Consider the following 20077-nt stretch of genomic DNA (forward strand, 5'->3'; position numbering starts at 1 on the left):
CACTTTCACTCGTCGGCGGGCTGCTTTTTATAAAAGTAGTCACCAGCTCCCTCTTTTAATTCTACAGTAATTGGCTCAATCGGCGGTTGAATTCCAGCTGCTTTAAACTGGGCTGTGATAGCAAAAAGAACTTTAGAGCGAATTTCAACGCGATTATGATCTTGGATATTAATAAAATATCTTGCTTCAAACTCTATTAAGGCTGTATCAATTTTCTTTAAAAACACTTGCGCAGGCGGATCGGGAACAATTTCGGGAATGATTGCAAGAACATCCAGGATTAGCTGTTGGATCATCACTGGATCATCCGCCCTACTGACTTTGATAGGAATTACTGTTCGTATTATACCGTCTTGGTGTGTCCAATTGGTAAAGGGTTTATTAAATGTTTCCGCATTAGGGATTAGAACCTGTGTATTATCCCATGAAGCTACCCGCATTGACCGAATACCAATATGGGCAACCTGCCCTTCATACTCACCAATGGTGATCAAGTCCCCCTCTCGTACAGGTCGCTCAATAAGCAGCATAATCCCACCAACAATATTACTTGCAAAGTCCCTTAAGCCAAACCCCATACCTACGGCTAAACCTCCTAAAATCATTGACATACCACTGAAATCTAGACCTAATGCATGCAATGTAACAAATGAGCCTAACAAAATCACTGCATACTGCGTAAATGCTGACAGACTGTGGCGAATTCCTACGTCTTTTGTGTTTTTATACAACCAACGATAGCAAAACTCTTTAGTCCATTTAGATGCCCAAACAAAGATGGCTAATAATATAAAAAACTCAATAATGCTCCCTACAGTGATATGAATACCGGTGATGTTTAAGATGCTGTATTGCAGCACTTTTTCTAAACTATGCATCACAAGAGAATCTGAATGCCAACCATACAGCTGAAATAAGATGAGAGCACTGATTAAAAACAAGACTATACGTAATATCATATCCAGAGGTTTAAGAAATACCTCAATCCATAACCAACCATTTTGTAAAGACGAGATCATCCATTCTGAAAATAATTCTAAAGCATCAAATATTAAACCTCTAATCAGTACATAACCTACAAGTACCAATAGAAAATACGCTTGATATCGACTCAAAGACCAAGCTAAGTTAACAAACCCAACCAATCCAATGATTGCAGTAGTCAATAAAGTAATAGGAACTAATACAACTAATATAGAAATTGCATTTTTAAAATATCTTTTTTTGGAGCGAATAAGGGGTCTAATTAAATACGGAATGACGTCCTTGCTTTTCCAAGCCACAAGAGAGACTGTAAGAATAAAGAGCATAAACAGCCGATTAAAAAGATCTTGTAAAATAAGTGGCAGTGGTAGAACATGACTAAAAGTCATTAATGCTGTTGCCCATCCACCAAAAACTAACAACCATTTTAAGCGATAATATAACTTAACGTCTTTACCAGAGGAGTCGGAAATACTTTCTAACAAGGCTAAACGTGCGATCAAAATCAATACCCGAAATACAACCCATACAGCCACTAAATCAAACAATAATTGCACGTTTGCAAATGAAATGTTGGTGCAATATAAAATAAACAGCACCATAACAAATAAACAAAGGTAGTAAGTATTTCTCTGAAGCACAGTTAAAAAGCCGTCATAAAGATACCCAGTAAACCGAGAGCTCTCTGTATTTTTTACTGCACTTTTTAAAACACGATTAAAAAAGTAAAACAGTCCAATAATAACGACTAGGCCAACGATAAACAGGATGGAGGGTAAAGTATCCAACCACGTGTAACTGTCATACACTTTTAATGATAAGTTCTTTATGTATTTATAAAATAAATTGGGTATATCAATTATCTTCTTAACAATAACCGCCCAACTATCAATGTTGTATTCACTTAAAGTTTGTCTTGTTGATATTAATTTTTTTAATTGTGTTTGGTATTCGTCATATTTTTGGGATACCTCCAGTTTATTCCTTTCAATTTCCTTTAACTCAATTTGAATTCCGGTGATTACTGATGATATCGATTTTTTAAACCCAGGCTCTTTAAGCAATTCGGTTTCTTTACTCAAATTACTAGCAATCGAATTTAAGGAGGTTTCAATACTCGAGTATTGATTTAATACATCTCTGTAGGCATCAATGGTCGATTGCAGGGTTTTTGTGTCTGAATTATTGAGCAGTAGAATTTTAGTTTTAACCGTTCTTTTTTGAAGTTCCAATGAATTTATTTTCTGATAGATGAGAGCAATCTTCTGATTATTAAGATATAAATTAACTTCGTATTTGATTTGATTTAAGTCATTCTTCTCAGAGCTTTTTTTAGATTGACTTGCGAGATTACTTTGATATAGATCAGTTAATTCTTGATTTAATTTTTTTTGTTTTAGTTTAATAACTCGTAGCTCTTCTTCTAAATCATAATTGGCTTTCCATAACTGTAGCTCATTGGAAGCATTATGGAGCAAGGATTGATATTGATTTGCAAGATCCAGATTTTCCAATATAAGTTCAGTCGTTTTTTTATTGACGGTCAACAAGGTTTCAATTTTTGCTACCTTTTCCTGAATTGAAGCATCTGCATTAGCAATAGGCATTTGTTGCAAGAGCTTTAAATGCTCATTTAAAGATATTTCATCTTTCTTTTGATTGTCTAAAAATCCACTAAGGCTATCAATCTTGGCCTTGTTGGTTGCAATAACCGTTCTCATTTGATGCATTTTTTCAGAATAGTCTTTCTCAGATGTAGGAGTCTTACTATTCTTTAAACCGTTAATAGAAATGGTTAAATGCGTTTTCTCCTGAGCTAAATATTCAAACAATGTAGCATTGGTTTCTTTAGATGGAGGCGATGCATAGCCCTTATGCATAAACATCATAAGCAGTAAAGTGACACAAATCATAGCCCAATAAGACAGTTTTAATGCGTTATTGAGCTTTAAAAAATTATTTTGTGGTCGTATTGGCTGCAAGCTTTATTCCTAATTCATTGAGTTGAGCGTTCCCTGTTGGTGATGGTGCATTTGTTAATAAACAAGATGCGGTTTGTGTTTTAGGGAATGCTATCACGTCTCTAATCGACGTTGAGTCCGTTAATAACATAGCTAATCGGTCAATTCCGAGTGCAATACCTCCATGTGGAGGTGCACCATACTGTAACGCATCAAGTAAGAACCCAAATTTCTCTTGAGCTTCATTCTCATTAATTCCTAAGAGTTCAAACACTGTTTTTTGCAAATCAGACTGATGAATTCGAATAGATCCCCCACCAATTTCATACCCATTAATAACAATGTCATACGCTTTAGCAATAGACTGTGTTGGGTTTGCCTTTAAAGAATCTGGTGATAAATCTTGTGGTGAAGTAAATGGATGATGCATAGCTTGTAATCGATTGTTTTGATGATCCATTTCAAACATCGGCCAGTCAATTATCCACAACAACTCCCAACCTTGCTTAATGAGCCCCCTATCATGTCCAAGTTTATTTCTCAAAGCTCCCATTGATTCATTGACAATGTGACTTTTATCGGCACCAAAGAAAATGACATCACCGGTAGTTGCGTTTGTTCTTTCTAGAATAGATTTTATTGCCTGTTCAGATAAAAACTTAAGAATCGGAGATTGCAATCCATCAATGCCTGAATTTAAATCATTCACTTTGATGTATGCCAATCCTTTTGCGCCATAAATGCCCACAAATTGTCCATACCCATCCAAGTCTTTTCTACTAAGATCACAGCCATTAGGTAGTGTTAATGCAACCACCCTTCCTCGTGGGTCATTCGCTGCAGAGGAAAATACTTGAAAATCACTGTCTTTCACTAAATCAGCCACATCGACTAGCTCTAGTGGGTTTCGCATGTCCGGTTTATCACTTCCAAAGCGACGCATCGCTTCATTGTATGTCATCTTGGGTAAGACATCTGGTAAATCAATACCTATGATTTCTTTAAATACAACTTTTAAGAGGCCTTCAATCAAAGTAATTATGTTATTTTGATCGATAAATGCCATTTCAATATCAAGCTGAGTAAACTCTGGTTGTCTATCCGCTCTAAGATCTTCATCTCTAAAGCAACGTACAATTTGGTAATATTTATCAAAACCCGACATCATCAATAATTGTTTAAATAATTGCGGTGACTGAGGTAATGCATAAAATTGCCCTGGATGAACTCTAGAGGGTACTAGGTAATCACGGGCCCCTTCAGGAGTAGCTTTTGTCAGCATGGGCGTTTCAATATCAAGAAAATCTTTATTATTTAGATAATTACGTATACATGCGTTTAATTGATGTCTTAATGTCAGTTTATTCTGCATGACTGACCGACGTAAATCGATGTAACGATATTTGTAACGCAAATCTTCATTGACCATTTGATGATCATCTGGCGTAAATGGCGGCGTCGGAGATTGATTCAAGATCTCAAGCTGTGTGCCCACTACCTCTATTTTGCCCGTCGGCATTTTATCGTTAATCATTCCTTCTGGGCGTTTACGAACAATACCAGTAATTCGTACAACAAATTCTGATCTTAATTTTTCCGCAATGGTAAAAATTTCTTTGTTATCAGGCTCATAGACTACCTGAAGCAAGCCTGAACGATCTCTAACATCTAGAAAAATACCCCCGCCATGATCTCGTCTATGATGCACCCACCCACATACAGTGATTTCTTTTTCTAGATTTGATTCATTAACAGCTGTGCAGTAGTGTGTGCGCATAAGACCACCTTAAATATTAATTTGTTGTTTCTATTGCTTTTGTCGAACTGGGTTGCATAACACCCAATGAAATAATTAGCTTCAATGCTTCATCAATACTCATACTTAACTCAATAGCGTCCTTTTTGGGGACCATCATTAAAAAGCCAGAGGTTGGATTTGGAGTTGTTGGTATAAATATTGATATCATATCCTGTTTTGATTTCTCATTAATTTCTTCAACGGTTGTTCCTGTCTGAAAGCCGACACTCCAAATTCCCTTTCTGGGGTATTCGACTAATAGAGCTTTGCGAAATGCTTGACTATTGGTTGAAAAAACAGCATGAATAACTTGCTTCACCGCATTATATATTGACCGGACCAGAGGTATCTTTGCGAGTATGGACTCTCCCCAGCTAACCAGCCTTTGCCCAAAAAAATTCGTGGCTAATAATCCTGTTGCAAACAACAAAAGTAGCGATAAAATAACCCCTAATCCTGGGATATAGGTGCCGAATATATTTTCAGGGCGATAGGCATTAGGAAATAAACGAAAAATACCATCCAATAAATCAACGATAAAGCGCACAACTCCAATAGTAACTAAAATGGGTAGCCAAACTACCAATCCAGTTAATAGATACGCTTTAATGGATTTTGACTTCACTAATCTTCACCTTGAGTTGATTTTGTAGACTCTGATGAATTTGAAGCTGGTGACTCTGTCGATTTTTGCTCACTCGATGTGGGCTCAGTGGAGCTGTCTCCGGAAGAAGATTTTACATTGCTTCCTTTGTTTTTAAAATCAGTTGCATACCAACCAGTTCCTTTTAACTGAAATCCTGCTGGTGATATGAGTTTTACAACTGTATTTTCAAAACATTTAGGGCATTGTTTTACTGGTGCGTCTGAAATTTTTTGCATCAAATCAAAATGGTGATGACAACTTGAGCACTCATATTCATAGATTGGCATCTAACCTTTCTCCATAGCCTTTATAATTGGAAATTTAACTTTATATTATAATGCCTTAGGGTATTCAAGCGCAAGAAAAAAACAATTTGATAGGATGTTTTATTCGCTACGTTAAGGTCTTGGCTCAGATTTGCTGGGAGCTAACCGAGCCAAGACCTTAAAGTAGCGAAATCAGGGCGTCTTGTGCGGTGGCCAGATAAACTCCCTAATTCCCTGATTATAAGGAGCAACACCCAATAAAGGAAAATTTAACTTGTGTTTCAAAGTATCAATATTCTCATCCAACATTAACATCTCTGGATCAATACAGTTCGCAACCCATCCAATGCACTCAACATGATTCAACTCCATAACAGCTTGAGTCAATAAAGCATGATTTAAGCACCCAAGCTTCATTCCCACGACCAGTATAACTGGGAATTCGGTTAATTTTAGAAAATCCAACCAAGTGGATGTTTCGTTTAAAGGAACCATTAATCCACCGGCACCTTCAATAAACAACGTATTAATAGTGGGATCTGAAAAATTTAAGCAATATGAGGCAATCGCCTGAATATCTAAGGTAGAACAGGCCTCTTGAGCTGCTAGGTGCGGTGATACTGGAGATTTAAACCGCCATGGATTGATTAAGTCCATCGGTAAATCGCTATGTTTCTGGTGTAACAACGCATCAGAATTGAACAGCTCCCCATCAATTTCATCACAACCGCTGGCTATTGGTTTAATGGCGGCTGAATCATTAACTAATCGATTCAATTGATTTGTAATGTAAGTTTTTCCACAATCCGTATCAGTTCCAGTAATAAAGTATTTTTTCATTTAATAAACTCTAAAAAGTCTTTTATAAAAAGATCGGTGTGCGAGAGAAATGGCATATGAGCTGCTTTTTTATATAACACGTAGTGAAGATCTGGATAAATAAGCTGCATTTTTTCCATGACTTTTACCGGGGTAATGGGATCGAGGCGCCCAAAATAATAGGCGACAGGCATAGTCAACTGGTTGATTTTATTGCGAAAATCCCATTCACCTAGAATAGTTAAACCATGTTGAAGCCCTTCCGAAGAAGGTGGACTACCCAATGGTATAGATAGGTTTTTATAATTCATTTGCAAAGAAATAAATTCGTTTAAAGTGCTTTTTATATCTTTGGATAAATTGTTGTAAAAGTGGGAAAAAACATCCGCCTCAACCCCAGGCCAATCTTGGTCCTTAATAAAATGCGGAGAGGAAGTGATATTTAATAATCGTTTTACCTTAGTGGGTGACTCAATGGCAAGCCTGGTTGCATAAAGTCCACCCATTGACCACCCAACCAAATGAAACTGTTCGGGAATCCGCTTGAATAAATTGGATTTGAAGGATTCCCAATTCATCATAGGCGTCAAACCAAAACCTGGTAAATCGACAAGAATTAGTTGGATTTCCTTTTCAAGAAAAGGGATTAAATGCTCCCATATTTTTCTATCAAACCCCCACCCATGAAAAAAGACAACGGGTATTCCATGACCATATTTAGACACATGTACGTTCATAAATTAAATGCAACTCATTAAATAGTTTATCAATTTGTTTTTCAGTATGTTTATAATTAATAATTATTCGCAATCCAGATGCTTGCTGGTTTACAGTAGGTACTCGAACAGCAGAACAATTGATGCCCTGTTTTTTTAACTGTTCTGCATAATACATGGCCTTTTTAGCACATCCTAGTCTAAGTTGTTGAATACACGACTGTGATTCTGTCCAACTTAAAGGTGAAATTCGACGCCTTTCGTTAAAATAAAGAATGAGTTGTTTTAATTTATCTCTACGCTCATCCGCATCGACAATGATCTCGATTGTTTTGAGAACTGCATAGCACAATGCTGGGCTGATAGCAGTGGAATAGATGAATGATCGCCCAGCTTGTAATAAAGCCTCTATCCAATGAGATGCGCCAGCAATCACCGCCCCTTGAGCAGCACATGCTTTTCCTAAAGGGATAACTCGTAAAGGAACCTCTTTCTGAGTGAGTTGATGATGATCAACAGCTCCTCGACCTTGTCGACCTATCACACCAAAGGAGTGAGCTTCATCGACAAACAGATCAAATCTCTGATTCACATTCAGCGACCACATCGAGTGTAGTGGAGCCTCTTGACCAGACATACTGAATATCCCCTCAGTTAGAACAGCAACATTCCCTGATGTTTTATTTAATACCTTATTTAGATTGTCCAAATCATTATGAGAATAGCGATTGAATTGAATACCTGCTAATGACAAACCATCGTAAATCGAGGCATGACAATTTTTGTCAATAATGCACGATGCTCTGATTTGACCCAGTAATGAACAAACCGCTAAATTGGCCGCATATCCGGAAGAAAAAATAAGACAATCATCCACACCCAATAGCTCGGAAACTGTTCTTTCTAACAATTGATGTTCAGGGTGATAACCACTCAATACCATTGATGCACCGCTGCCATTGGGCGAAGTCTTGAACGCTTTCTCATAGACAGAAATGATTCGAGAGTCACCAATGAGAGATAAATAATCATTTGAATCAAAATAGATATCTGATTGACGATTAGAATCGTTAAGCACTCTACGTCGAAACAGCCCTTTATCTCTTAGCCGATCGGTGTATTCAATGATTTGCTGACTTAAGGACATTTAAACCATCTCTGTCAAACCAAGCTTGCTAAATAGTTTTTTGTCTTGAACTCTCTGTGGGTTCCCTTCAGTTAATAGTTTATCACCTATAAAGACAGAGTTTGCCCCAGCAAAATAGCACAAAGCTTGAAGCTCATCGCTCATTTCTGTTCGACCAGCAGTTAGTCTTATTACACTGGTTGGCATAATGATACGCGCTGTAGCAATAGTTCTAACAAGCTCAATTCCCTCAACTGGCTCTGCCTTAGCCAGTGGTGTGCCTTCTACAGGGATTAATCGATTGATCGGTACACTCTCTGGGGGAGTATCCATGTTCGCTAATGTGTATAAAAACTCAATGCGATCCTCTCTTGTTTCGCCCAATCCCAGAATGCCACCACAACAGACGTTGATACCTGCAGCTCTTACTTGCTCCAACGTATCTAAGCGATCACTAAACTTTCTCGTAGTAGCGACTTTGTCATAATAGGAAGGCGAAGTGTCAATATTATGGTTGTAATAATCAAGACCGGCTTCTTTTAAATCTAAAGCTTGCTCTCTAGTCAGCATACCTAACGTCATGCAGGTTTCTAATCCAAGTGATTTAACACCTTCGATCATTTCTTTTAATTGAGGCATCGCTTTATCTGGAGGGCATCTCCATGCAGCCCCCATACAAAATCGTTTCGCACCACCTTCTTGGGCTTTTTTTGCAGACTGTATAACATCCTGTACGGACATCAGTTTTTCTTTTTCAACATGCGTTTTATGATGACCACTTTGAGAACAATATCCACAATCTTCTGGACATGCCCCTGTCTTAATGCTTAGTAGGGTAGCAAACTGTAGCGAATTATGGTCATGATATTTTCGATGTATTGTGTGGGCTTCAAACAGTAAATCATTAAACGGTTTTAGATATATTGACTCAATTTCTGCTATTGACCATTTTTTTTTAGTATCACTCACTTCCATCCCCTTTTATTTTTAATGATGAACATGATAAAGTCACCGGCTTGCTTGTCAACCAAAATTTCAAAACATGGTTAACACCAAAGAATTAATTCAAAAAGACCTTCAACATATTTGGCATCCTTGTACTCAAATGAAAGATTTTGAAGATTTTTCTCCACTTGTAGTTCATGGTGCAAAGGGAAACTATTTATACACTGACCAAGGCCAGTTAATTGATGGCATCTCAAGCTGGTGGTGTAAGTCATTAGGTCATGGGCATCCTAATGTTATTGCAGCCATAAAAAAACAACTCGATCAGTTTGAGCATGTAATTAGTGCTAACACTACGCACCCTCTGGCTGTTGAGCTTGCGGAAACATTAAGAACAATAACAGGCAAGCAACATTCATTCTATGCAAGCGACGGCTCCAGCGCTATAGAAATTGCCATGAAATTAGCAATACATGCTACACAACTTAAGGGTTACAACACCAAGAATAAGTTTGTCTCATTAAAAAATGGGTATCATGGTGAAACATTAGGTACTTTGGCTGTTAGCGATTTAGGATTGTTTAAAGCCCCTTACCAATCATTTGGAATCAATTCGTATATTATTAACGAAGTACCCTATGTCGTTAATGGGGAAGATCCCTATTGGAATAACTGTGACAATCATTGGGCTATCATTGAAAAAGAATTGGATACTATAAGTGACCAAGTATGTGCCATTATTTTTGAACCAATCGTTCAAGGTGCAGGTGGTATGCTTTGCTACAGCCAAGATCTGTTACGAAAGCTATCCTTATGGGCAAGCAAGAACGATGTATTTTTGATTGCAGATGAAATCATGACAGGAATTGGCCGTACAGGTGAATGGCTTGCTTGTCAACATGCTCAAGTTGAACCAGACATTCTTTGTTTATCAAAAGGATTAACCTCAGGCTCCATACCTTTTAGTTGCGTTATGATAGATCATGACATATTTGATTTATTTTATAACGACTACGATGCCAAAAAATCATTCTTACATTCACACACCTACAGTGGAAATCCATTAGGTGTCGCTGCTGCATTAGCTACTATCCATACAATACAAAATGAGAATTTGCTTGATCATGCAAAAAACATAGGTTCAATGATGTTTAAGCAAATGCAACAAATCGCCCAGATCAGTGGTTGTTTGACCAATGTTCGTGGAATTGGTGCAATCACTGCAGCGGACTTAGTGGATCCGCCCAAACAACGAATGGGTTATGAAATCTATAAAACAGCAATTAGTATGGGAGCCTTAATTCGCCCACTGGGTAACACCGTGTATTGGTTACCCCCTTTAAATACAAACGAAGAAATAATTATGAATTTAGCTGAAATCACACTAAACTCAATACTAGAGGCCTACAATACAAATAGGAAATGAATCAATACATTCATAGGATATTACGGTTTGTAAATCAGCACTTCCGATTTCTATGGTTTATAGGATATGTGTTTATTTTGCTGTTAGCACTGTCTATTAATTCTCAAATTAGTCTTACTACTTCATACAATGAACTAAAAGACGCTTCCAACGAGATTAGCAACAACCTAGACCGGTTTTTTGAAGACCTTTTCCAAGAGGTATACGCCATACCTGTCTATGGAAAAAAAGTCAATTGCAACTCTGAATTATACCCTCTTCTGGAGCATATCACTTTAAATAATCCTAACATAAGCGGTGTAATTATTCGTGATAAAGAGCAATCTATTATTTGCAGTACATTACCAATGAATGACGGTAAGTTAAGTAAAACGATAAAGGCTCGAACCATCCTTGGCCCTTTTACTCTTCAATTATTTGATCAGCCTACTTACGTAGTAAAACAACAAATCGGAAATTTATACGTTGATCTCATTATAGTTGCTTCAGTAATTAGTAAACAAATGCAAACATCCTTTAACGTTTCAAGCTCTGTTGCTCTATTTAACTCACTTGAAAACAAAAACATTTTACGCATTGAACAAAATCCCGATCATCACAGTTGGATGACTAGTCCTAATCCAGAAACTATGAATACACATAATTTTAGAGGTATTTTTGCGGTTGATAAATTGCAAAGTATCAATGACGTATCCGTTGTTGTGTTTGAAAACTCAACCACTATAAAAGCACGTTTTTGGCGCTATCAAATTATATTGACAGTCATTTTTTCTATCGCTTCACTGGTACTCTATTACCTATGTAAGATGGTTCTACAAAAAAGATACTCACTGCATGGACTGATGAAAATAGCTGTTAAAAATAAGGAATTCTTTCCTGTATACCAACCATTATTTAATCAGGAGTTAGCAAGGTTTACTGGAGTGGAAGTTTTGCTACGGTGGAGGGATGAAGAAAACAACATTATTATGCCAGATGTATTTATTTCTGAGGCAGAAATAACAGGTCTAATTATTCCGATTACTCTACAAATTATTGACCTAGCATTAAAAGATTCTAAACCAGTACTAAGAAATTATCCTTATTTTCATATCGCTTTTAATTTATCAGCTCTGCATTTTACTGATCCGTATTTTTTTACTCATTTTTATAAACTTATTGAAAAATATTCAATCTCATCAAGCCAAATTTTATTAGAAATCACAGAAAGAGACCTTCTCGATAAGAATGATTCTATTTTTAAGGATAAAATGCTTGAATTAAGACAAAAAGGTTTTTCATTAGCCGTTGATGATTATGGCACAGGACATGCAAGCATAAGTTATTTACAGCATTTTCCCTTTAATTATTTAAAGATCGATAAATTATTTATACAAGCAATAGGAACAAAAGCTATAACCGAGTCATTAAACGATGCCATTATTCAAATGGCAAAAGGATTAGGACTGATAATTATTGCTGAAGGAGTTGAAACAGCCGAACAAGTAGATTTCTTAACAGAGCGTCGTGTGGGTTTGTTACAAGGATGGTTTTATTCTAAAGCACTTAGTATACAAGAGTTGTCAATTTTGCTACAAGGAGAAATAGAATGAAAAGTATCAGATTCTTTTATTATTTATTCTTTGTATTTGCATTATTCTCTTCAATCGCAAATGCAAACCCCAATAGCTACTGGCAATGTCAAACTCAAGACAAAGAGCTCTATGAGTGGACTGCTACCAATTTTTATCAAAAAGTTGCTATTAATTTAGCTTACTCTGATTGTAAGAAAAACAGTAAGTTTCCAGAAAGTTGCTCCACGTCTATATCAAGTTGTGATCACTTCGTTGATGGTATCAGTACAAGTCCATTGTGGAGATGCACCACTTACGATCGTGTAGCCCAACCATGGAAAAGTAATTATTACAGAGAAAGAGACGATGCAGCACTTGCATCACAAGCATTTTGCAAAGATAAAAGCACTGTGCCTGAAACTTGTTATACAAACACAGCAACTTGCGAAAATATAAATGTCGGAGCAGAGGTTGATGGTCTATTCGGTGGGGTTAACTGGTAATATTGCTAGCGGAAAAAGTACTGTTGCTCATCTTTTTTCAAAACTAGGGGTCCAGGTTATCAATGCAGATAACATTGCTAGAGAGCTCACTGCAAAGAACTCCCCAATTTATTTGCAAATAGTTTCTCACTTTGGTAAATCTATTCTTGATCAGTCTGATCATTTAAATCGACCTAAACTACGTGAAATTATCTTCAAAGACTTAAAACAAAAGGAATGGCTTGAACAGTTACTGCACCCTGCCATCAGAATCAAAATGCAACAAGAGGTATCAAAAACAAACTCAGCATACTGTCTAATTGAAATCCCTTTATTGACTAGTAAGGATGATTATCCATACTTAAACAGAATTCTTGTTGTTACAGCTCCTATAGAAACCCAAGTTATGCGCGTAGTCACTAGAGATAATTGCTCGAAACAACACGCATTGGATATCTTGGCTTCTCAGCCATCATTGTCTAGTCGATTGGCCCTTGCAGATGATGTTTTAATCAATGACAATACAATACAAGCATTGAAGTCAAAAGTGGAAAAACTACATCATAGGTATTTACAAGAAAGCAGCCTCAGCTAAATTTGCATATGTCTTTTATTTTCAATAACTTTTGTGATAGTCTGTTGCCAGTTTGTCATGTAACCACTATTATTTTCGCTAAGGATGGCATAAATGTATGTCTAATCAGATGATAACTTTTCAGCTTGCTACCCATTTCCTATCCCGTATAGCGTTACGTTTAGAGTATTTATTCAAATCCATAAATCAAGCATGTCATGAGTCGCACGAAGTTATCCATCGTTTTGCTCTCAAAAGCATGATCGAAATTGCTGAAGTCATTGAAAAGCCCGAGCTAAAAAGTCGGTTTATTAAGGAGTTAATTCGCATCGAACATGTTTTAAAAAAACCCAATCAACTAAGCAGTAATGCGTTGATTGATACTTTGGCTACTCAGATTCACGTAATAAGCCATGTACCCGGACGCTTCAGTAACTCAATACAGGATGATGAATTTTTAAGAACCCTGCGCCAGATTCATCACCCAAATACCAGAGAATGCGAGTTTAATTCCCCCCAATTGGTGCTATGGTTTGATTCTGAGGCAAAAGTAAGACAACAACAATTCACCAAGTGGCTTCATTGCCTAAGTGATTTAGAAGACACTGTAAATATTTATTTATCATTACTTAGAAGTACAACAGAGTTTATCGCCATTCGAGCGCAAAACGGTTTTTACCAGCATAGTATTTCACCCAAACTGGTAAACCATCTTATTTTATTAAAAATGAAAAAAAACTTAGAAATTGCCCCAAAACTTCAGTTGGGACATCATAGCTTAACCATTCGTCTTTATGATCTAATTTCTTCCAGAGAAATTCACGACCAAAGTGTTGATATGGAAATTGCTTTTTGCCAGTTATAATTGTAGACCACTTTAATCCTTTAAATTCCTAACTAGTTACAATTTATTTCCAAAATTACTTAACTCATCGGACAAGCCATTTGGAGTAATTGACCAGGGTATGTAGTTCGGATTATTAATCGGTATCCCACCTTGTTTTAAAATGTCACTCGCAAGAGAGGTGCAATTATGTGCTGATGAATTGGTGGGATCATTTTCATTTGCTCGACGACGCATTTCAATCTCCACAGGATCCTGGGCTATAAATGATGCGCTGTCTTTAAAAAACTTCACCAGATTCAGGTTTGGTAACAGTTGATAACTCATATCACCAGAGTCCACTTCTTTCCGTGCTTGAGCCATTTTTTTGCTCATTTTAGAAGTATCAAGACCTTTAAAGTGATAAATTTCATCAGGCGGTAAAGGTTTTGGAGTTTTAGATGCTAGAGGTTGTGGAGGTAAATCCATGTCACTTATGAATGGTGTACTCTTAGACTCACCCAAGGTTTCCATATCTTCAGTTAAAGTGGTAGCAAAGTGAGCGGGTAAAGGTAAAACGGTTGTGACGCCAACTGAGGGGATTTTTTCTGGATGCAAGCTTCCATACTCTCCCGCATCACTTTCTTTCACTTTTGGCTTAGCGCCACCGATTTGCACTGCAGCATGGCCAGGAGAATTGGCAGTCATATTCCAAATGTAAACCCATGTATCCTTTTTGGAATCATCAGCTTGTGCTTGTGGCAAGGGCGTCTGAGTGATTTTACTACTCTCCTTAGGTACTTCAGTTAATTTAGGAGAATCAGAGCGGTCTTTTCCAAACGATTTAAAATATGAAAACATAATCATCCTTATGCATTAATCACCATCCAGTGAACAATATTAAACTAATATACGCCAAATTAATACACCTTGTTAGGATGACGTATAATGAGTTATTATTTTGTTTTGAATGTGCCAGTTGAGCCACCAGGTAAAACGTGTTCTTTGTTGATTTCTTTAAAACCTAAGTCTTGTAATTGCGAAGTAAAAAATGTGGGAATTGTTGGATTATCAAACTTAAACCCACCGGCTTGTAGAATACTTGTAATTGAACTTGCACAATTATGTACTTTCATCGGTTCGGGAACAACTTCAGGGTGCTTATCATTGCTGTATACTTCAATACCACAGTGATCTTCTGGAGGGAAACAGCCAACCTCAGCTTTATATTGCTCTGAAACCTGCCTTGCCCCTTCACTACCACTTAAGAAACTGGGTATTAAGTTTGCAAATGGATTTGTCGTACCAAACACCGAATAAATACTACGACCATTTTCCACCTCTTTGCTAAATTTCTGTTGTTCCTTTTTCATGTCTTGATATTGTTCTTTGCTTACCGGAGAAACAAGGACATGATCAGCCTCGTCATAATCTTGTTGGTGGTCAGGAGCAAGTTGTCCGATGACAGGAACTGAACCCAAAGTTAGCGCGTTAAGTAAACTTCCAATTGCTCCAGGAAAAAAACTTGTATGAGTAACGGTGCTTTCTTCACCCTCACTTGTACTCCGTGTAAAGGCAGAGACATGCCCAGGTCCATTGTCATTGTTGGTGTCTTTAACACAAACAACCACTTCATACTTCGTCTCTTTTTGCAAAGTTGGTTTTACTTCTTTCTTTACTTGCATCTCTTAACCTCATATTTAATACACTGAGGCATCCATACCGATTATTAATACATCACTTTGACGCGCATTATATCCTGTTTGTATTAACGAAAAATTAACCTCTCAGATTATAAGCAGATCCGGTGTCAGAGGTTGTAAATTCTTAACTATTTTAAAAATTGCGGCCATGCATATCCATGCATGACCGAATTACTGATGTTAATCAACATACTCCTGTTATTTTTTTGCTGAAAACATGGATTTCGATACTTCCTCAAAACCTAATTCTTGCAATGCAGGAGTAAAAAAGGTTGGTATTTTTGGGTTTTCAAACTTAAACCCACCCTTTTTTAACAGGTGTGTAACGGAACTTGCGCAGTTATCTACCTTTAGTTTAGGTACTTTAGGATGATCATTATCGTATACCGGCATACCAAAGTGATCTTCGGGTGGCTCACAACCAAGTTTCTCCTTCACCAATTTAGCACCAGTACCCCCTCTCAGAACATTAGGGAAAAAGCTGGCTAATGGGTTCGAAGTACTAAAAACTGAATATGTTCTTTGACCAGATTCTACTTCTTGACTAAACTCTTTCTGAGCTTTTTTCATTTGCTTATATTGGTCTTTAGTCAGAGTTGCTTTTAACACATGGTCAGCTTCTTTTAAATCTTGTTCATGCTTTGGTTCAAGTTGACCTGGTACCGGTACGGATCCAAATGTAAACCCGTTAATTAAGCTTCCTACAGCGCCAGGGAAATAACTGGTATGGGTGATTGAAGTTTGTCCATCTCTTTTTTTGCTTGTAAAACCAGATACATGCCCAGGACCATTTTCATTATTAGTGTTCTTTACGCAGACTACTACTTCATAGGTAGCTGGGGTTTTATTTTTTTTTGTTGGCTCTTGTGTTGTCGTTTCACTCTTAGTTTGCATCATATACCTCAATTACTTTAATTTTCAGGCATCCATCCTAACCAACTTAATACCGTTTAGTGTATTTATTATACATTATGAATATTAATGAATTATTAGCACATTAAAAATTTAATGTTTTATTTTGAACAAGAGTTAGCCGCTCCTTCATGGAAGCAGCTCGTTCTCCACAAGATAAATCACATGTGAGCGTTTAAGATAACTAATTAAGCTAGGAAATAATGGGGTAAACTTCTAGAACAATTGATTTTTCTGAATCATAGTCAGAACAGCATGGTTGGCTTCTGGAAAATCATCTGGATTTAATTCATTAAATCGAATCCATTTCATATCAAGTTGTCCCTCTTTACATACTGGGTTTCCACTAAAGGCCATTACAAGAAAAACCATCAACTGAACGGATTTATCTGGATAAGTGTGATGAACATCTCCAAGATAATGATACTCTTGTACATCGATACCTACTTCTTCTTTCACTTCACGAATCAGAGCTTCCTCAGCTAACTCTCCAGGCTCTAGTTTCCCACCAGGAAACTCCCAAAAGCCACCATGAGATGCCTGCAAGGGTCGTTGAGTAATTAAAATTCGCTGTTGATTATCTACAAGTACAGCAACAGCGACTTTCACACCAAGCTTCCATGACATGATTTGAATTTTTTACCAGATCCACATGGGCAAGGGTCATTTCGTCCAGTTTTACGTTCATGTCTTCGATAGGTCTGAGGCTCATTTGACTCCTCTTCGTCCTGAGAACTCGCATGCATTAAATTCATTTTTTTGACTTGTTCAGCACGGCGTTGTTCTTCCACAGCAGTTACATCGTCTTCTGTTTGAATTTGTACTGAAGAAAGAATACGTATAACTTCGTATTTCAGATTATCAAGCATCATAGTGAATAAATTAAAAGCTTCACGTTTGTACTCTTGTTTAGGATCCTTTTGTGCATACCCTCTTAAATGAATCCCTTGACGTAGTTGATCCATTGCTGCGAGATGATCACGCCAATGACTATCTAGAGTTTGGAGTATAATCGACTTCTCAAACTGAGAAATGACTGATTCTCCTGCTTGATGTACCTTTGTGGCATAATGATCGATTGCTAAAGCAATGATTTTTTCTTTGATTTGTTCTGGCAATATACTATGGTCTTTATCTATCCATTCATGAACAGGGGCATATACTTTAAATTCATCAGCCAATACATCCGATAAAGCTTGTGCATCCCACTGATCTTCCAAGCTCTGTGGCGGAATATAAGTATCGACTAAAGAGCTAATCACCTCCTCTCGCATCATGGTAATGACATCTGAAGTATCATCCATCTCCATAATGGAGGCACGTTGGGTATAAATCACTTGCCGTTGATCATTCGCTACGTTATCGTAATCAAGAAGTTGTTTTCTCACATCAAAATGATGTCCTTCAAGCTTGCGCTGTGCATTTTCAATGGCGCGTGTTACCAATGCATGCTCAATGGGTTCGCCAGGTTGCATACCTAATCGTCGCATCATATTGGCCACACGCTCAGACGCAAATATTCTCATCAAATTATCTTCAAGTGAAAGATAAAATCGACTACTTCCTGGATCACCCTGTCTCCCAGAACGCCCCCTCAATTGATTATCGATACGTCTTGATTCATGCCTCTCCGAACCAATAATTCGTAAGCCGCCCGCTGCAATAACCTCATCATGACGTTTTTGCCATTCTTGTTTCAATCCTTCTTTTTCCTTTTCTGTAGCATCTTCAGGTAATTGCGCTAAATCAGCCTTTAAGCTACCTCCAAGAACAATATCTGTTCCTCTACCAGCCATATTTGTAGCGATGGTTACAGCGCCTGGACGTCCTGCCTCTGCAACGATTTGCGCCTCCATTTCATGGAATTTCGCATTTAAAACTTGGTGCTTAATGTTTGCCTTTTTCAATAGTTGGCTTAAGTGTTCTGATGCTTCAATGGATACTGTTCCAACTAGTACTGGTTGTTTCTTTTCGATGCATTGACGCACGTCATCAATAATTGCTTGAAATTTATCGGACTGGCTCAAATAAACCAAATCTGCCTCATCCTTTCTAACCATGGGCTTATTCGTAGGTATTACAACCACTTCCAAATTATATATTTGCTGGAATTCATAGGCTTCAGTGTCTGCCGTTCCAGTCATTCCTGAAAGCTTATTGTACATTCGGAAGAAATTCTGAAATGTAATGGAAGCCAAAGTCTGGTTTTCATTTTGAATTCGCACACCCTCTTTTGCCTCAACGGCTTGATGAAGCCCTTCTGACCAACGACGACCAGGCATGGTTCGTCCAGTATGTTCATCGACAATAACCACCTGATTGTCTTTAACAATATAATCGATGTCTTTGTGGAACATAGCATGTGCTTTCAGAGCGGCATTAACATGGTGCATTAACATGATATTGCTTGCATGATACAAGCTCTCTCCCGGATTAAGAAGCTTAGCTTTGGTCAGCATTGATTCAATATTTAGGTGACCTTCTTCGGTTAAGTGCGCCTGCTTCTGTTTCTCATCTATCGTGTAGTCTCCGGCCCCACCTTCCTCTTCTTGTTTCTTTAAATGTGGAATGAGAGAATTTACTTTAATGTATAGCTCTGAGCTGTCTTCTGCAGCACCAGAGATAATTAAGGGAGTGCGTGCTTCATCAATTAATATGGAGTCCACCTCATCCACTATCGCAAAATTTAATTCGCGCTGGACTTTGTCACCAAGACTAAAGGCCATATTGTCACGCAAATAATCAAAACCAAATTCATTGTTAGTTCCATACACAATATCACAGCTGTAAGCCGCTTGCTTTTCGCTGTGCGACATGTCTGGATAAATCACACCAACACTCAGACCTAAAAATTCATAAATTGGCTTCATCCACTGGCTATCACGTTTGGCAAGGTAATCGTTAACAGTAACCACATGTACACCTTGACCACTAATGGCATTAAGGTAAGCTGGAAGTGTAGCAACAAGCGTTTTACCCTCTCCAGTACGCATCTCAGCAATATTTCCTTCATGAAGGACCATGCCACCAATCATTTGCACATCAAAATGCCTTAGACCTAAAGTTCTTAATGAAACCTCTCGGACCGTAGCAAAAGCTTCGGCCAACAATTCATCCAAACTTTCCCCATCAGTGAATCTGGCTTTAAACTGTGATGTCTTAGCCGCTAATTCATCATTGGATAAAGTTTGCATTTGCGGTTCAAATGCGTTAATGGCCATAACTGTTTTTTCCATTCGCTTCAATGTCCGCTCGTTTCGACTTCCAAACATTTTTTTAATTAACGTATTCAGCATGGCCTAAATAACCCTCAGGATGTTCTATTTCACAAACCCGTTAATTT

18 protein-coding genes are annotated in these 20077 nt (G+C 37.6%); 5 read left to right on the plus strand and 13 right to left on the minus strand.

Annotation, left to right across the window (positions count from 1 at the left end):
• Positions 1-5: 5 nt before the first annotated feature.
• The 8 genes from Lwal_RS15755 to bioB all read right to left on the minus strand — a co-directional run bounded on the left by Lwal_RS15755 (position 6) and on the right by bioB (position 9285).
• Positions 6-2966, minus strand: a complete 2961-nt coding sequence (locus Lwal_RS15755; protein ID WP_408607314.1) for a mechanosensitive ion channel domain-containing protein — start codon at positions 2964-2966, stop codon at positions 6-8.
• On the minus strand, positions 2941-4722 hold the full coding sequence (aspS, locus tag Lwal_RS15760; RefSeq protein ID WP_058481744.1) for an aspartate--tRNA ligase: 1782 nt from the start codon (positions 4720-4722) through the stop codon (positions 2941-2943). The genes Lwal_RS15755 and aspS overlap by 26 nt, the downstream gene beginning before the upstream one ends.
• Positions 4723-4738: 16 nt before the next feature.
• Complete coding sequence (locus tag Lwal_RS15765) at positions 4739-5368, minus strand: DUF502 domain-containing protein (protein ID WP_058481745.1); 630 nt, start codon at positions 5366-5368, stop codon at positions 4739-4741.
• Positions 5368-5676: an FmdB family zinc ribbon protein gene (locus tag Lwal_RS15770; protein WP_058481746.1), complete on the minus strand. Its 309-nt coding sequence runs from the start codon at positions 5674-5676 to the stop codon at positions 5368-5370. Before Lwal_RS15770 ends, Lwal_RS15765 begins: the two co-directional genes overlap by 1 nt.
• Positions 5677-5847: 171 nt before the next feature.
• Positions 5848-6495: a dethiobiotin synthase gene (gene bioD / locus Lwal_RS15775; RefSeq protein WP_058481747.1), complete on the minus strand. Its 648-nt coding sequence runs from the start codon at positions 6493-6495 to the stop codon at positions 5848-5850.
• The gene (locus tag Lwal_RS15780; protein WP_058481748.1) at positions 6492-7211 is read right to left on the minus strand and encodes an alpha/beta fold hydrolase; all 720 of its coding nucleotides are present in this window, start codon (positions 7209-7211) and stop codon (positions 6492-6494) included. Before Lwal_RS15780 ends, bioD begins: the two co-directional genes overlap by 4 nt.
• Positions 7192-8337 carry an aminotransferase class I/II-fold pyridoxal phosphate-dependent enzyme gene (locus tag Lwal_RS15785; protein ID WP_058481749.1) on the minus strand — a complete coding sequence of 382 codons (1146 nt, stop codon included), beginning with the start codon at positions 8335-8337 and terminating at the stop codon, positions 7192-7194. Before Lwal_RS15785 ends, Lwal_RS15780 begins: the two co-directional genes overlap by 20 nt.
• Positions 8338-9285, minus strand: coding sequence for a biotin synthase BioB (gene bioB / locus Lwal_RS15790; RefSeq protein WP_058481939.1), 948 nt, complete (start codon positions 9283-9285; stop codon positions 8338-8340).
• Between the two features lie 73 nt (positions 9286-9358).
• Here bioB and bioA point away from each other — a divergent pair, with 73 nt between their 5' ends.
• From bioA to zapD, 5 genes are all read left to right on the plus strand, one after another.
• Positions 9359-10687, plus strand: a complete 1329-nt coding sequence (bioA, locus tag Lwal_RS15795) for an adenosylmethionine--8-amino-7-oxononanoate transaminase (protein WP_058481750.1) — start codon at positions 9359-9361, stop codon at positions 10685-10687.
• Positions 10684-12279: an EAL domain-containing protein gene (locus Lwal_RS15800; protein ID WP_058481751.1), complete on the plus strand. Its 1596-nt coding sequence runs from the start codon at positions 10684-10686 to the stop codon at positions 12277-12279. Before bioA ends, Lwal_RS15800 begins: the two co-directional genes overlap by 4 nt.
• Positions 12276-12743 (plus strand): hypothetical protein, encoded by a 468-nt coding sequence (locus Lwal_RS15805; protein ID WP_058481752.1) that lies wholly within the window; start codon positions 12276-12278, stop codon positions 12741-12743. The genes Lwal_RS15800 and Lwal_RS15805 overlap by 4 nt, the downstream gene beginning before the upstream one ends.
• A complete protein-coding gene (gene coaE, locus Lwal_RS15810) occupies positions 12715-13317 on the plus strand; it encodes a dephospho-CoA kinase (RefSeq protein WP_058481753.1) in 603 nt (200 codons plus the stop codon). Before Lwal_RS15805 ends, coaE begins: the two co-directional genes overlap by 29 nt.
• 97 nt (positions 13318-13414) lie before the next feature.
• Positions 13415-14161: a cell division protein ZapD gene (gene zapD / locus Lwal_RS15815; protein ID WP_058481754.1), complete on the plus strand. Its 747-nt coding sequence runs from the start codon at positions 13415-13417 to the stop codon at positions 14159-14161.
• A gap of 36 nt (positions 14162-14197) precedes the next feature.
• Here the strand turns inward: zapD and Lwal_RS15820 are convergent, their stop codons facing one another.
• The 5 genes from Lwal_RS15820 to secA form a co-directional block, all read right to left on the minus strand.
• Entirely contained in the window at positions 14198-14980 is a 783-nt protein-coding gene (locus tag Lwal_RS15820) for a hypothetical protein (RefSeq protein WP_058481755.1), read from the minus strand.
• A gap of 95 nt (positions 14981-15075) precedes the next feature.
• Positions 15076-15804, minus strand: a complete 729-nt coding sequence (locus Lwal_RS15825) for a hypothetical protein (protein ID WP_058481756.1) — start codon at positions 15802-15804, stop codon at positions 15076-15078.
• 216 nt (positions 15805-16020) lie between these two features.
• On the minus strand, positions 16021-16719 hold the full coding sequence (locus tag Lwal_RS15830) for a hypothetical protein (RefSeq protein ID WP_193787244.1): 699 nt from the start codon (positions 16717-16719) through the stop codon (positions 16021-16023).
• 231 nt (positions 16720-16950) lie between these two features.
• Positions 16951-17361: an 8-oxo-dGTP diphosphatase MutT gene (gene mutT, locus Lwal_RS15835; protein WP_058481758.1), complete on the minus strand. Its 411-nt coding sequence runs from the start codon at positions 17359-17361 to the stop codon at positions 16951-16953.
• Positions 17340-20030 (minus strand): preprotein translocase subunit SecA, encoded by a 2691-nt coding sequence (secA, locus tag Lwal_RS15840; RefSeq protein WP_058481759.1) that lies wholly within the window; start codon positions 20028-20030, stop codon positions 17340-17342. Before secA ends, mutT begins: the two co-directional genes overlap by 22 nt.
• Positions 20031-20077: the final 47 nt, after the last annotated feature.

It is taken from the genome of Legionella waltersii (genome assembly GCF_001468085.1).
GTDB lineage: Bacteria > Pseudomonadota > Gammaproteobacteria > Legionellales > Legionellaceae > Legionella > Legionella waltersii.

Coding starts and splice junctions, on each gene's coding strand:
- zapD (WP_058481754.1), top strand. CDS start 13,415: ATGTCTAATCAGATGATAACTTTTCAGCTTGCTACCCATTTCCTATCC.
- Lwal_RS15820 (WP_058481755.1), bottom strand. CDS start 14,980: ATGTTTTCATATTTTAAATCGTTTGGAAAAGACCGCTCTGATTCTCCT.
- bioA (WP_058481750.1), top strand. CDS start 9,359: ATGGTTAACACCAAAGAATTAATTCAAAAAGACCTTCAACATATTTGG.
- Lwal_RS15785 (WP_058481749.1), bottom strand. CDS start 8,337: ATGTCCTTAAGTCAGCAAATCATTGAATACACCGATCGGCTAAGAGAT.
- Lwal_RS15800 (WP_058481751.1), top strand. CDS start 10,684: ATGAATCAATACATTCATAGGATATTACGGTTTGTAAATCAGCACTTC.
- Lwal_RS15825 (WP_058481756.1), bottom strand. CDS start 15,804: ATGCAAGTAAAGAAAGAAGTAAAACCAACTTTGCAAAAAGAGACGAAG.
- aspS (WP_058481744.1), bottom strand. CDS start 4,722: ATGCGCACACACTACTGCACAGCTGTTAATGAATCAAATCTAGAAAAA.
- Lwal_RS15780 (WP_058481748.1), bottom strand. CDS start 7,211: ATGAACGTACATGTGTCTAAATATGGTCATGGAATACCCGTTGTCTTT.
- Lwal_RS15770 (WP_058481746.1), bottom strand. CDS start 5,676: ATGCCAATCTATGAATATGAGTGCTCAAGTTGTCATCACCATTTTGAT.
- secA (WP_058481759.1), bottom strand. CDS start 20,030: ATGCTGAATACGTTAATTAAAAAAATGTTTGGAAGTCGAAACGAGCGG.
- Lwal_RS15830 (WP_193787244.1), bottom strand. CDS start 16,719: ATGATGCAAACTAAGAGTGAAACGACAACACAAGAGCCAACAAAAAAA.
- bioD (WP_058481747.1), bottom strand. CDS start 6,495: ATGAAAAAATACTTTATTACTGGAACTGATACGGATTGTGGAAAAACT.
- Lwal_RS15805 (WP_058481752.1), top strand. CDS start 12,276: ATGAAAAGTATCAGATTCTTTTATTATTTATTCTTTGTATTTGCATTA.
- coaE (WP_058481753.1), top strand. CDS start 12,715: ATGGTCTATTCGGTGGGGTTAACTGGTAATATTGCTAGCGGAAAAAGT.
- mutT (WP_058481758.1), bottom strand. CDS start 17,361: ATGTCATGGAAGCTTGGTGTGAAAGTCGCTGTTGCTGTACTTGTAGAT.